The 13483-nt window shown below is 48.5% G+C and carries 11 protein-coding genes and 1 pseudogene; 9 read left to right on the forward strand and 3 right to left on the reverse strand.

What is annotated here, in order from left to right; genetic code table 11:
• The first annotated feature begins 333 nt into the window (after positions 1–333).
• The 4 genes from RH949_RS08730 (at position 334) to RH949_RS08745 (ending at position 3419) form a co-directional block, all read left to right on the forward strand.
• The gene (locus RH949_RS08730; protein ID WP_446352585.1) at positions 334–1275 is read left to right on the forward strand and encodes an RNA-guided endonuclease InsQ/TnpB family protein; all 942 of its coding nucleotides are present in this window, start codon (positions 334–336) and stop codon (positions 1273–1275) included.
• A gap of 144 nt (positions 1276–1419) precedes the next feature.
• The gene (locus RH949_RS08735) at positions 1420–1773 is read left to right on the forward strand and encodes a YtxH domain-containing protein (protein ID WP_006103589.1); all 354 of its coding nucleotides are present in this window, start codon (positions 1420–1422) and stop codon (positions 1771–1773) included.
• A gap of 11 nt (positions 1774–1784) precedes the next feature.
• Positions 1785–2309 carry a DUF948 domain-containing protein gene (locus tag RH949_RS08740; protein ID WP_006103649.1) on the forward strand — a complete coding sequence of 175 codons (525 nt, stop codon included), beginning with the start codon at positions 1785–1787 and terminating at the stop codon, positions 2307–2309.
• Positions 2310–2618: 309 nt separating this feature from the next.
• The gene (locus tag RH949_RS08745) at positions 2619–3419 is read left to right on the forward strand and encodes a TPM domain-containing protein (RefSeq protein WP_006103642.1); all 801 of its coding nucleotides are present in this window, start codon (positions 2619–2621) and stop codon (positions 3417–3419) included.
• Between the two features lie 83 nt (positions 3420–3502).
• On the opposite strand, the gene pgeF is transcribed toward RH949_RS08745, so the two are convergent.
• Positions 3503–4294, reverse strand: a complete 792-nt coding sequence (gene pgeF, locus RH949_RS08750; RefSeq protein ID WP_044209330.1) for a peptidoglycan editing factor PgeF — start codon at positions 4292–4294, stop codon at positions 3503–3505.
• A 118-nt stretch (positions 4295–4412) separates the two neighbouring features.
• Here pgeF and RH949_RS08755 point away from each other — a divergent pair, with 118 nt between their 5' ends.
• Positions 4413–5273 carry a biotin--[acetyl-CoA-carboxylase] ligase gene (locus tag RH949_RS08755; RefSeq protein WP_446352586.1) on the forward strand — a complete coding sequence of 287 codons (861 nt, stop codon included), beginning with the start codon at positions 4413–4415 and terminating at the stop codon, positions 5271–5273.
• Positions 5274–5461: 188 nt separating this feature from the next.
• A complete protein-coding gene (locus tag RH949_RS08760; RefSeq protein WP_006103545.1) occupies positions 5462–6907 on the forward strand; it encodes a M23 family metallopeptidase in 1446 nt (481 codons plus the stop codon).
• Positions 6908–7122: 215 nt separating this feature from the next.
• Here the strand turns inward: RH949_RS08760 and ilvN are convergent, their stop codons facing one another.
• On the reverse strand, positions 7123–7641 hold the full coding sequence (ilvN, locus tag RH949_RS08765; protein WP_006103562.1) for an acetolactate synthase small subunit: 519 nt from the start codon (positions 7639–7641) through the stop codon (positions 7123–7125).
• A 196-nt stretch (positions 7642–7837) separates the two neighbouring features.
• On the opposite strand from ilvN, the gene RH949_RS08770 reads away from it, so the two are divergent.
• The 3 genes and pseudogenes from RH949_RS08770 to RH949_RS08780 all read left to right on the forward strand — a co-directional run bounded on the left by RH949_RS08770 (position 7838) and on the right by RH949_RS08780 (position 11576).
• Complete coding sequence (locus RH949_RS08770; RefSeq protein ID WP_446352610.1) at positions 7838–10591, forward strand: valine--tRNA ligase; 2754 nt, start codon at positions 7838–7840, stop codon at positions 10589–10591.
• A 20-nt stretch (positions 10592–10611) separates the two neighbouring features.
• Positions 10612–10887: pseudogene (locus RH949_RS08775) on the forward strand (helix-turn-helix domain-containing protein); the annotation flags it as partial.
• A gap of 125 nt (positions 10888–11012) precedes the next feature.
• The gene (locus RH949_RS08780; RefSeq protein ID WP_446352587.1) at positions 11013–11576 is read left to right on the forward strand and encodes a hypothetical protein; all 564 of its coding nucleotides are present in this window, start codon (positions 11013–11015) and stop codon (positions 11574–11576) included.
• Between the two features lie 665 nt (positions 11577–12241).
• On the opposite strand, the gene RH949_RS08785 is transcribed toward RH949_RS08780, so the two are convergent.
• Positions 12242–13210 carry a cation diffusion facilitator family transporter gene (locus RH949_RS08785; protein WP_006103684.1) on the reverse strand — a complete coding sequence of 323 codons (969 nt, stop codon included), beginning with the start codon at positions 13208–13210 and terminating at the stop codon, positions 12242–12244.
• Positions 13211–13483 lie beyond the last annotated feature (273 nt).

Consider the following 13483-nt stretch of genomic DNA (forward strand, 5'->3'; position numbering starts at 1 on the left):
ACGAACAGACTTTTGTATTGTTCCGGCGCGGAGGGGCATCCCGTGTCGTTAATAAAGCCAAGAGTCTCCTAAACAATAGTCGGATTGTCTTGGAAGCCTACACCATACCTGTACTCAGGTTGGTGTAGGAGTATGTCACAATCCTCGGTCATTTATGCCCAGGAGAAGTCAAGCCAATTGCCCTCCATATATAGCGTAGCGAAGGTGAAAACCCCTGTGTTTCAAAGGGGGGATGAAACCGAGCGAGTCGTCTAGCCAAGCAATTTTAGTTGTGAGTCTAGTACAATTTTCTGTTTTTATGCTATAATAACCAGCCTAAGCAAAAACAAGATTATGATAGTTTTTGAGTTCAAGGTAAAAGCCAAACCAACTCAATACGCAGCCATTGATGAGGCGATTCAGACTTCTCAGTTTGTCCGAAACAAATGCTTACGATACTGGATGGACAACGAAGGTGCCAGCAAATACGACCTCAACAAATATTGCAGTGTATTGGCGAAAGAGTTTAGCTTTGCCTCTGAACTCAACTCTCAGGCGCGTCAAGCATCGGCTGAACGTGCTTGGACTGCTATCAGCCGTTTCTATGAAAATTGCCGGAAGGTAGAGACGCGCCATGGCGCGTCTGTACAAGGCTTCCTGGCTGATTCCAACGGTCACACAGAGGAGTCACCCAAGTTTTACCGCAAATCGGAAAGACAACTCAATCGAGCTAATCGCAAGAAGTCAAAGAAGTACCGCAAGGGAGCAAAACCGCAGTCCAGAAACTATCATAAGGCAAGAAAGCGATATGCACGGAAGCATTTAAGAGTAAGTAGGCAGCGAAAAGAGTATTGCAAGCGAGTAGCGTACTCCGTGATCCAGTCTAACGATTTGGTAGCCTATGAAGACTTGAATGTGAAAGGGTTGGTAAAGAATCGCCACTTGTCTAAGTCGATCTCTGACGCTGGTTGGTCTATGTTCCGGCAATGGCTGGAATACTTTGGGCATAAGTACGGGAAAGTGACGGTAGCCGTTCCACCTCACTACACCTCCCAAGATTGCCCAAAGTGCCATGATCGGGTCAAAAAGTCCCTGTCCCAACGAACACATGTCTGTGGCAACTGTGGGTACGTTGAAGACAGGGACATTGCCGCCAGTCTAAACATCCTGCAAAAAGGATTAAGTACGGTAGGACATACCGGAACTTACGCTTGGGGAGACTTGCCCTCTTGGGCGGTTGGAGCAATCCTGTCGTCTAACGGCAAGTCAAAGAACCAAGAATCTCCGTTGCTTTAGCACGGGGAGTGTCAAGTTAAAAGGGAGCTATCAAGAACACAAGCGAGCTGCCATCTGCGTTCTTGAGCAGACGATTACAGATATTTCTCATCAAATTCTCTGAGCAAGTCTGCCTAAAATTGGTGTAAGGATAGAGACCAAACGATGTCAAAAAAGAGTGCTGGAGTATTTATTGGGGGTTTAGTCGTGGGGGGTGTCATTGGCACCCTCACCGGATTGCTGATTGCCCCACGTTCAGGGCGGGATACGCGACGGTTGTTGAAAAAATCTACAGATGCCTTACCGGATTTAGCCGAAGATCTATCAACGACTGTACAACTACAAGCCGATCGCCTTTCCGAATCAGCCCTACGCAACTGGGATGGAACCTTGACCCGACTGCGAGATGCGATCGCGGCGGGACAAGAGGCTTCCGCCAGGACACGAGACGAACTAAACTCGACTCAATCGGACGTGGCGAGTGAATCACCCGCGTCCGTTTCTGATCATCAAGTGTAGGCAACCGGTCGGTGATTGATCCTCTATTTTGGCTCGGACTCTCTATTTTATTAGTCGCAGTTAGCTTAACGGCTGTTTTAGTGGCAGCATTACCCGCGCTGCAAGAATTAGCACGAGCAGCCCGTAGTGTGGAAAAGTTGGCAGATACGCTGCGGCGAGAATTGCCGCCTACTTTAGAGTCGATTCGTCTGACGGGTTTAGAAATTAGTGACTTGAGCAACGATATGAATGAAGGCGTTAAAAGCGCGGGTCAAGTCGTGCAGCAAGTTGATCAAAGTATCAAAGGTGCGAAAAATCAGGCGAAAAAAGCCCAAGTCGGCAGTCGTAGCGTTGTTGCGGGTGTTAAAGCGGCTTGGAAAACCTGGAGAAACCCTGGAGCGAGTCGTCGTTCCCTTGATCGTTTACCCCCCTCTGAGCGCAAAGCTCTTGATTTGCAACAACAGGATACAGATCCGGATACGGTTGAACAAGAATATGAGAGATATGAGGAGATTCAGGATAATGCTCCTGTTTCTCGGCAAGGGGACGATGGGTGAGATAGGGAGCTGGGGAAGCTGGGGGAGCTGGGGAAGCTGAGACATTCCGATGAAAGATCTTTATGTAGGGGCGGGTTTTACCACTAACATTTCGTTTTCACCCTGATATAACTAAACCCGCCCTGACCTAACCGTTCAATTATCACAAATGACGTAGCTTGCTTCTCGCTCCCTTGAGTATGACGAATGACAAATGACAAATCCCAAATATTAGAGTAAAGTAAACAAGTGTAAAGAAATCTTTACCTTAACCTGATCTTATCTCCCGTTTAAGATATCTCACCCCTGTCCATTGTTTTGTGTATCGCAATGCTGGATCTTTTTAAACGATTTTTGGTAATCTTGGTGGCGTTTTGTCTGGCTGGCTCTGTTTGGGCGATCGCACCATCTGCCCAGGCTTATAACAACCCCGATCTACTCCCGGAAACCCAGACACCGATTATTGACTTGGCGAACCTGCTCCCCCAGCTTCAGGAAGAAGCCTTAATTCAAGACATAGAAACCTTTGAGGCACAAACAGGCTGGAAGCTGCGGGTACTCACCCAATATGACCGTACACCCGGTTTAGCTGTTCGCGATTACTGGGGACTCAATGATAAAAGTGTTTTACTGATTGCTGACCCACGCGGCGGTAATCTGTTGGGCTTTAATGTGGGCGACGATTTATATCAATTTCTACCCCGTACCTTTTGGGTAGAGTTACAGACACGCTTTGGCAACCTCTACTTTGTGCGTGACAATGGGGAAAACCAGGCAATTGTCCAAGCGTTAGATACGGTTAAAACTTGCCTAAATAAGGGTGGATGTAACGTTGTTCCGGGCTTGCCTCAAGAGCAGTGGATTCTCACCCTGATTACCTCTTTGGTGGGTGGTGTCGTTTTGGGCTTTGCCGCGATTCCTCGCAAAGATGGACAGCTTGTGGCTTGGCAATGGGCATTAATCTTTTCTCCCTTGTGGGGTATTCTCTTCATTGCTTTCGGAATTGGTCCAGTTGTCACTCGGACGGCTGAATGGTTGCCTTTATTCCGGAATGTATTGGCGTTTGCGCTAGGGGCGTTAGTGGCTTACCTGTCACCGTTCATTGGTCAAACGACAGCGTCGGACATGTAATTATTGGTCATTGGTCATTGGTCATTGGTCATTGGTCATTGGTTTTTTCCAGTAAGGGCGCACGTCTATGCGCCCCTACAATTTTATCTACTGACAATTCCTGACCACTGCACCTTTTTTTGCTGAGTGCGACGATAGGAGAAGAAATACTCCGGTTGCTGATAGGTACAGTGAGGCGCGATCGCGACTTGTTCATCCTGTAAGCCGAGTTGTTCGAGTTGTATCGCGTTCACCCGCCGTACATCTAAACGTACTCGCCCTGGATGGGGATCTTCAAAAATTGGGGAATGGGGAAGCTGCTGTAATTCAGCCAAAATTGATTCAGAAGTATCTGTTTTATCTGTAGAGATAATGCTAGAACCGACTTCTATGGCGACGGTTTCCGAAACTTGATACACTTCTGGCGCGATCGCAGGTCCCATGGCAACCCTCAGATTGTCTAGGCGGCTACCAGTTTCTAGGAATCGTGCGATCGTATTTGGCACAATTCGAGCCGCCGTTCCTCGCCATCCCGCATGAATAGCCGCGACTCGTCCCGTTTGTTCATCGCCAATCAGCACAGGCGTACAGTCAGCCGTGCAAACCCAGACAGCTTCCTGGGGGTGTTCAGTGAAGATACCATCAGCCGCAGGTTTTTCCGGCGTCTGAGTCTCCGTTTGACTGACTGAACCAACAATTTCAGAGGGGGTGAGGACAGTATTCCCATGAACTTGGCGCACCCGATAAACATTCGCTTCAGGCTGTAGGGCTTCTACAATTTGGTCAGGGGTACGAGGGGAAAAGGCTGAGGTGAAGAAGCCGTGATGCCAAGGTTTGAGAAGGCTACAGGTTAGATACGGTAAGTTGTCCCACGTTTGCCAGTGCCACGTATGCATTGATTTTTGTTCATTGTTCATTGTCTGCTGTGTCCCAGAAAATTTACATAGGAAACACTATTCCATCAAGGGAAGCTCAGGAGTACAATAGGCTAGCTTAGCTAATCTTTAAGCCGTAGTGGTACTTGATCAACAAGCTCTGGAAATAGCCCTCCAAACCGTCACGCAACAGCTATCCCGTTCTAAACTCCCAGGACTTCAAGATATCGGGGAGCTTGCGATCTATTTATTTGACAGCCTATCCTCTACTAATCAAACCCTCTGGGAATTACTAGACAGAGGAACCCCACCTCCTACCGTTGTTATCGCCGCTCAACAGACGGCTGGACGAGGACAGTGGGGACGGCAATGGCAATCGGAGCAGGGTGGGCTATACTTATCGTTGGCTTTAACCACGAATGTGGAAGCATCCAATAGCGCCCAGCTAACGATGTGCAGCGCTTGGGGTATTGCTACAGCGTTGAGATGTTATGGTATTCCTGTCCTGATTAAGTGGCACAATGATCTGCTGTTGTTGGGCTATAAGTTGGGGGGGATTCTCACCGAAACTCGACTGTCTCAGGGGCAGATTACTAAAGCGGTGATTGGTGTAGGCATTAACTGGAGCAATCCTGTGCCAGAAACAGGGATTAATTTACAATCCTTTTTTACGACTCAATCCATGAGTCCATCCGTAACCTCCCTGGAAATGTTAGCCGCAATCGTGATCCAGGGATTGCGATCGGGATACCACTACGGGTTAGAATCAGGCATTGATAATTTACGGTTGTCCTATCAAAGGTTACTGTTTCATCAGGGAGTCTCGATTCAGGTCAACGGACATCGTGGCATCGTTAAAGGCGTCACGTCAACGGGTGATCTAAGAGTTAGCGTAAACTCAGCACAGGCAATGGATACAAATGCTGATACCACCATCAGTCCCGAAATTCACCTCAAGCCCGGTACAATTAGTCTGGGCTATTCTCAAGATCTGCCTTGAGTCCAAACGCCAAATGTTACTGGGTTCAGTTTATAACTTGTTGGAATGAATGAATCGGTATTCTTGCCTAATTATCCCTGTTGCCATAAAGGTCAGGACTGTCACGAGAAGGTATATAAATACCCTTAAATTGACTGAAAATTTTACTCAATATTGACTAAGAGTGAGCCATGAGGAGTGAGTCGCAAATGAATAAACAAACCGTCGCCAATTCCACCCCAACGGGCGTATTTTATCGGTATCCCTGGCTGAAGCAGGGTATCAGTGTGATGGGAGGACTTGGTGTTCTCAGTAGTGGTTTGGTTGTTGCTCAAACCGATGCACCAATCGACACAGGCGCAGCCCCAGCCGCACCGCCTGCTCCCCCAGCGATTAAATTTACCCCGCCGCCCCCAGCACCTCCCGCCCAGCCTAAACCTGCTGCGCCACAAGCTATTGTTGCACCGCCAGCGCCAGCGCCTAAACCTGCCTACCGTCCCCCTGCTCCCCCAGCCCCTAAACCTGCTGCTCCTGCACCAGTTACCGTTAGCAAGCCTCCAGCCCCAGCTCCGGCTCCGGCTGCACCGACACCCAGAGTGGCGACACCTCCAGCGGCAAAACCGAGACTGAACGCGCCGAATTTATCCATTCCGGCTCCCGCTACCTTAGCCAAACCCCCAAAAGTTATTGTTAATCCGTCCCCCGCTCAAACGGCAACTCAAACCCCAGCCGCGCCGAATAATAGCTATATTGATTCGACGAACTACAGTCTGGGGGCAACACAGGGAACGGAAAAACCCACTGTGGTTGTGACTGAGCGGTCAACAGGGTGTCAAACCGTGTCGCGCAATGGACGATTAACGAGTGGGAGTTGTGGGGGTCAAGCGACGCCAACATCACGAACAGTGGCAGGGCGGATTCAACCTCAACCCCCTCAACCTCAGGGAGGAACTGGTGGAGCCGCAACTCGACTTCCTACACCTCCAGTTGCGGTTAATGCCAGTGTGAGACGCCCAGTCCGGTCAGTTCAAAGGGTTGCAGTGTCTGGCAATTCTGGGGGCAGACAGTTTACTCGCCGTCCTCCCGTCTCCTCTCTATCCCCAACGGCATCATCCAAAACCACTCCCACGGGTCTGACTTACTATAATTTCTCCAACCGACCCCAGGGACGTACTATCGTCGGTAATGCCAGCTTTATTTTCCCCTTAACCATTCCGTCGGCAATTAGCTCAGCATTCGGGTGGCGCACCCATCCGATTACGGGGACATCTCGTTTCCATGCGGGTACAGATATCGCTGCCCCGACGGGGACACCCGTTTTGGCGGTGGCTCCGGGTGAGGTGGCTACGGCTGATTACTTAGGTGGCTACGGACTCACGGTGATTTTGCGCCATGAGGAAGGGACTCAGGAAAGCCGTTATGCTCACCTGTCAGAAATTTTTGTGCAACCGGGTGAATCGGTGGATCAGGGTAATGTGATTGGGCTGGTTGGTAGCACCGGATTTTCCACGGGTCCCCATCTCCACTTTGAATGGCGTCATCAAACCACTGATGGTTGGGTGGCGGTTGATGCTGGCGCTCATTTAGAATATGCTATGGCTCAACTGATTGAAGCGTTGCAGGTGGCACAGGCGATCGAGCAACCGGATTCTTAGAGCAGGGGGAGTTATCAGTGAGCAGTGAGCAGTTATCAGTGATCAAAAGCAGGAGGAGATGGGGGAGATGGGGGATATAGGGGAGATAAGGTTAGGTTATCCTCAAAGGACAACGTGATGCCCTCGCCTCATACCGATAGACGCGCCATGATACCGATAGACGCGCCATGGCGCGTCTCTACAGGTTCAGATTGATGGGGGGTTCGGGTTTTCAGCTAGACTTTGGCTTCTAGGGACTTGAGATATTCGGTATTGACACCGGATTCGCGGATTAGGGCAATTTTTCCTGTCCGGGCGACTTCCCGAAGTCCAAACTTGCTCAAAATCTGGACGATCGCGACCATTTTTCCAGGGTCTCCCACAACTTCAATGGTCAGGGAATCTTCGGCAATATCGACCACCCGAGCCCGGAATACTTGGGCAAGTTCAATGATCTCCGATCGCGTGGAACTGGTGCCGTTGACTTTGATCAACATTAATTCCCGTTCCACACAAGGAGTCGTGGTAATCTCTTGAACCTTGATCACATTGATCAACTTGTAGAGTTGCTTGGTGAGTTGCTCAATCGATCGCTCATCCCCAGGCACTACCATCGTAATCCGGGAAATCCCAACTTTTTCCGCAGGACCAACGGCGAGACTTTCAATATTGAAGCCGCGACGGGCAAATAAACCAGCGATGCGAGTTAAGACGCCAGCTTCATCTTCAACTAAAACTGAAAGGGTGTGTTTCATCAGCTAACACCTATAAGGCACAAAGGCAATTGCCTCTTGCTTATGTATAATCGGGTCTTGGCTTGAGGCTTTTATATCTTACCGTGGTCTGAAAAAATAACAAGACTTAATTCATCTATTTTTTGACGTTAACCTCGGTGAACCCCAAACCCCGTCGTCGGGTATGGCAAAATTAAACGTAAAACCCAAGATTTCCATGACAGCAACCACTCCCTCCCTACCCACTCAATATGATCCCACCACGACCGAAGCCAAGTGGCAGCGGTTTTGGGAAGAACAGGGCGTCTTTCAAGCCCACCCCGAACAAGGTGGTGAACCCTATTCCATGGTGATTCCACCGCCCAATGTCACAGGTAGCCTGCACATGGGTCACGCCTTGGGACAAACCATTATGGATATCCTGGTTCGCTATAACCGAATGAAAGGGTTTAATACGCTGTGGGTTCCGGGAACTGACCATGCCAGTATTGCCGTGTCCACAATCTTAGATCGGCAACTGAAAGCCGAAGGCAAAACTCGTCAAGAGGTAGGACGGGAAACCTATCTAAATCGCGCTTGGCAATGGAAAGAAGAATCAGGGGGGTGGATTGTTAACCAATTGCGTCGCTTAGGCGTGTCGGTGGATTGGTCGCGGGAACGGTTCACCATGGACGAAGGCTTGTCTAATGCTGTGCTGGAAGCCTTTGTCCAACTCTATGACACCGGACTGATTTACCGGGGTGAATATATGGTGAATTGGTGTCCCCAATCCCAGTCGGCGGTTTCGGATTTGGAGGTGGAAAATAAGGAGGTTAATGGTCATCTGTGGCATTTTCGTTATCCCCTGAGTGAGGGAAATGGGTCAGTGGAAGTGGCGACAACTCGCCCGGAAACCATGCTGGGGGATACAGCCGTGGCGGTGAATCCCAATGATGAACGCTATCAGCATTTAATTGGCAAAACCTTGACCTTGCCGATTATGGGGCGAGAGATTCCGGTGGTTGGGGATGAGTTGGTTGACCCTAGTTTCGGTACGGGATGCGTCAAAGTTACACCCGCCCATGATCCTAATGACTTTGAGATGGGCAAACGCCATGACTTGCCCTTTATTAATATTTTGAATAAAGATGGCACGCTGAATGAAAATGCGGGCGAGTTTCAAGGACAAGACCGATTTGTCGCCCGGAAAAATGTGGTGCAGCGACTAGAGGCAGATGGCTGTCTGGTTAAAGTTGAAGACTATCATCATACCGTTCCCTATAGCGATCGCGGCAAAGTCCCCGTTGAACCCCTATTATCCACCCAATGGTTCGTCAAGATTCGTCCCCTGGCGGATAAAGCGCTGGAATCGCTGGATCAGCATCACTCCCCCAATTTTGTCCCCGATCGCTGGACAAAAGTTTACCGGGACTGGTTAGTTAAATTAGAAGACTGGTGTATTTCGCGTCAACTCTGGTGGGGACATCAAATTCCGGCTTGGTATGCGGTGAGTCAAACCGGGGGACAAATTACTGATAATACTCCCTTTATCGTGGCTCACAGTGAAGCCGAAGCCTTAGAAAAAGCGAAATCACAATTTGGCGAATCTGTCAAGCTCATCCAAGACCCCGATGTCCTCGACACTTGGTTTTCCTCCGGCTTGTGGCCCTTCTCCACCATGGGCTGGCCCCAACAGACACCAGATTTAGAGACGTACTATCCTACCACCGTATTAGTTACAGGCTTTGATATCATCTTTTTCTGGGTTGCCCGAATGACGATGATGGGCGGATACTTTACCGATCAAATGCCATTCCAAACCGTTTATATCCACGGTTTAGTCCGGGATGAAAATAACAAAAAGATGTCCAAGTCGGCAAATAATGGTATTGATCCGCTGCTTCTGATCGAGAAATATGGAACCGATGCGCTACGCTATACCTTAATCCGGGAAGTCGCGGGTGCAGGTCAAGATATTCGTTTAGAGTATAATCGCCAAACCGATGAATCGGCATCCGTAGAAGCCTCGCGCAACTTTGCCAATAAACTCTGGAATGCGGCGCGGTTTGTGATGATGAACCTGGATGGGAAATCGCCTCAAGTCTTGGGTTCGCCATTGGCACAGGAACGGGATACATTAGAATTATGCGATCGCTGGATTCTCTCGCGCTTTTATCAAGTCGTCACTCAAACCCGTCAGGATTTCGATCAGTACGGTTTAGGAGAAGCCGCCAAGGGGCTCTATGACTTTATCTGGGGTGACTTTTGTGACTGGTATATCGAACTGGTTAAACAACGGTTGCGCCAAAAGGGAACCCAATCACGGCACATTGCCCAGCAAACCCTGGCGCACGTCCTCGATGGTATCCTGAAACTATTGCATCCGTTTATGCCGCATATTACCGAAGAAATCTGGCATACTTTAACGCAAAAAACAGACGAGTGTTTAGCGCTACAACCCTATCCCGCGCTACCCGACTCGGAAACCGAACCCGGTGCATTTCCTATCAATCAAGACCTAGAAAAGCAGTTCGAGTTACTCATTGGTACAATCCGCACCATCCGTAACTTGCGTGCTGAAGCGGGTGTGAAACCGAAGACAAAAGCCCCGGTGATTTTGCAAAGCGAAAATCCGGATGAACGTGATATTTTACAGAAGGGTGAATCCTACCTGCAAGACTTAGGTAAAGTCGATACCTTGACGATTGTGCCAGCCTTAACCGAAGAACTCAAAACCACAATGGCAGGCGTAATTGGCACTGTTCAACTGATTATTCCTCTAGCCGGATTAGTTGATGTCGAAACACTTCGCGCTAAGTTAGACAAAGATCTCAGTAAAATCGATGCTGAAGTCAAATCTCTGTCGAGTCGTTTGGCGAATCCAAACTTTGTCAATAAAGCCCCCGCCCCTATTGTTCAGGGTGCTAAGGATGCATTGAGTGAGTCTATGCATCAAGCCGAAATTTTGCGCGATCGCCTAAAGCGACTTTAAAACGAATGTCACTGACTGGTATGCTGACACTTAACTATCGTTACCGAATCTATCCAGACGCTGCTCAAGAACAACGGTTGATTGAGTGGATGGAAATCTGTCGTCGTGCATACAACTATGCATTGGGGGAGATAAAGGATTGGTGCAATAGTCGTAAGTGCTTGATTGATAGATGCTCCCTGGAAAAAGAGTACATCATTCCAGTAGATGCCAAGTTTCCTGGTGAGATACAACAGCTTAACAATTTGCCCAAAGCTAAGAAGGAATTTCCCAAGTTAAAAGAGGTTCAAGGGGAAAAACCAGGAAATCCTCAAAGTGATTTGGGGAAGCCCACACCATAATCTTTGATTTGGTGTGGGAGGATGTCACTCCTTCGTGAAAATCAATTCCTTGCTCATTAACGACCAACAACTAACAAGCTATGCTACATCTGGGTGAAGTGCAAAAAAATGACAAAGACGGCAGCATTAAACTCCAATTGTTAGCCCGTCAAGAATCGGATGATTGCTGGGCAGTCATTAATCCACCAGAAAGCATTTCGCTGGATGGTGCGAACGCCTTTCATCAAGGATCGTTAGTGTTGGTAGATATTTCTGACAATCAAGAGGTTCTGGATATTCAATCTGCCAAGGAGTGGGTATTAAACTTCGTCCACCGATATCTAACTATCGGAATTACCCCCATGTTCTTACAGGAAGAAGTGACCCGCACCGAACAATGGCGACAAGATTTGACGTTACAAAGTCAAGATTTAACTCGTCAGCGTGCTGAAATGGAAGCCCGTCGCGAAAATATTCAAGCCTTGGAAATTGAGTTAAAACTCCAACAGCAACAAATGGAGGAACGGGAGGCTAAGTTACAGGATCAATTAGAAAAGTATAATATTACTCTTCCGGATGAGGAAGATGAGGGAGATGAGGGAGATGAGGGAGATGAGGGAGATAAGGGAGATAAGGGAGATAAGGGAGATGAGGGAGATGGGTGAAGCAGGGGGAGTTATCAGTTATCAGTTATCAGTGAGCAGTTATCAGTTATCAAGAGCAGGGGAAGCAGGGGAAGCAATGTAGAGACGTGCCATGGCGCGTCTGGAAGCTGGGGGAAAAGAGGCGTTCCGATAAAACATCTGTTTGTAGGGGCGGGTTTTACTACTAACATTTCGTTGTCACCCTGATGTAACTAAACCCGCCCCAACCTAACCGTTCAATTATCGCAAATGATATCATGTCCAGACCCATCACCCCTACTAAAAATGTACGGACTCCAAAACCCAAGCCCCTACTCCCCATCACCGTAATTAGGGGTAAGCTGTCATGCATTTAAATTGGGTATTATAGCAACCGCCATAGCGGTTAGGACACATCATTTATGTAGAGACGCGCCATGGCGCGTCTCTACAATGGTGCCGAAAGTCCTAATCGATGTGTCTACTGCTATAGTAGCGAGCAAGATGCTTGATGTAGCGAGCAAGATGCTTGATGTAGCGAGCAAGATGCAAAGCCTGCGGCATGGCTTCGCTAAAGCCTGCGGCATGGCTTCGCTAAACGCACTACGGCAAGGATTGCGCCATTATTGATATTAAGGTTTAAATGCCGAACAGCTTATTCAACCGGACATGATTCTGACAAATGACTAATGACTAATGACGACAAATTACCAATCGCCGAACTCAGGATTATTTTGACTATCATGATTTTGATCAGACATTAACCCTGAACGCTGACGATTTGCCGCCACCGTAAAGTCATCCTCAATATAAAATGTCACCTGCACCGGACCATATTCTTCCTCAATCATGCCCTTAATTCGTTCCACCAGTAAAGAGGTGACGCCAGCAAATTCAGGATGGATAATCAGGTGCATTTGAATATACACATAACGCCCGACAACGCCTCGTGACTGAATATGATAACAATGTGTAATTCCGCCAACTTGATGAGCAATTTGCGCTAGAATTTCGGGAGCGATCGCGGTTTGCTCAACCAGTAGGGGAAATTGCCAGTTGATCACTTGCCAGCAATTCCTCACCGCCACGGGAACCAGGACAATGGCTAGCACTACATCCAGCCAGACTAACCCCGCCTCGACGCCCAAAAATCCCAGGAGTACAACCAGAGTCAGGCAAACATCCAACAACAGTTGTCGAGCATTAAACCCTAAGGCAGCGCTTCTCAGTTGTTTCCCTTGATACCGTCCAACTAATGCCAATCCTAAACTGGTAATGATCACAACGGCGAGTAATTGAATTAGGGGTAAACTCACTCGCACCGGAAACGTCAACCACTCATCTGACGGTTGGTTCAATAATTGTTGCGCTGACATTCCCCAGACATTTAATCCGGTAAACCCCAGAAAGCCAATCAGCAAAAATAGGATCAGGGTTTCCCATTTACCATGACCATACACCGATCGCCGGATGGGATGCTCATGGGCGATTAGCTTATATAAACTCAGCAGGGTACTGAAGCTAACCAATAACGTCTGCATCGATTCTGCCATAAGACTCAGCGATCGCGTCGCCCAAGCAGCAGAAACTTTAACCGATAATATAAATAAGGTTAGCCAAAGCGTTGTAAATAGTATCAGACGACTCGTCTGAATGCGATGTGATCCTTCAGTCATGTGTCAGAAGGTAGTGAACCCAACAGGGGCAACTACCCAATAGTAAGCCCAATCTGTGCCTTCTTTCGCCAAGATTGATAAGGATAGGGAAGCTGGGGAAGCAATGTAGAGACGCGCCATGGCGCGTCTGGGAGATGGGGGAGAAGAGACGTTCTGATGAAACATCTTTTGTAGGGGCGGGTTTTACCATTAACATTTCGTTGTCACCCTGATGTAACAAAACCCGCCCTGACCTAACCGTTCAATTATCACAAATAACAAATGGCAAATGAC

Source organism: Coleofasciculus sp. A1-SPW-01 (assembly GCF_040217205.1).
GTDB lineage: Bacteria > Cyanobacteriota > Cyanobacteriia > Cyanobacteriales > Coleofasciculaceae > Coleofasciculus > Coleofasciculus chthonoplastes_A.

Coding starts and splice junctions, on each gene's coding strand:
- pgeF (WP_044209330.1), bottom strand. CDS start 4,294: ATGCATACGTGGCACTGGCAAACGTGGGACAACTTACCGTATCTAACC.
- RH949_RS08770 (WP_446352610.1), top strand. CDS start 7,838: ATGACAGCAACCACTCCCTCCCTACCCACTCAATATGATCCCACCACG.
- RH949_RS08735 (WP_006103589.1), top strand. CDS start 1,420: ATGTCAAAAAAGAGTGCTGGAGTATTTATTGGGGGTTTAGTCGTGGGG.
- RH949_RS08780 (WP_446352587.1), top strand. CDS start 11,013: ATGCTACATCTGGGTGAAGTGCAAAAAAATGACAAAGACGGCAGCATT.
- RH949_RS08730 (WP_446352585.1), top strand. CDS start 334: ATGATAGTTTTTGAGTTCAAGGTAAAAGCCAAACCAACTCAATACGCA.
- RH949_RS08745 (WP_006103642.1), top strand. CDS start 2,619: ATGCTGGATCTTTTTAAACGATTTTTGGTAATCTTGGTGGCGTTTTGT.
- RH949_RS08785 (WP_006103684.1), bottom strand. CDS start 13,210: ATGACTGAAGGATCACATCGCATTCAGACGAGTCGTCTGATACTATTT.
- RH949_RS08760 (WP_006103545.1), top strand. CDS start 5,462: ATGAATAAACAAACCGTCGCCAATTCCACCCCAACGGGCGTATTTTAT.
- ilvN (WP_006103562.1), bottom strand. CDS start 7,641: ATGAAACACACCCTTTCAGTTTTAGTTGAAGATGAAGCTGGCGTCTTA.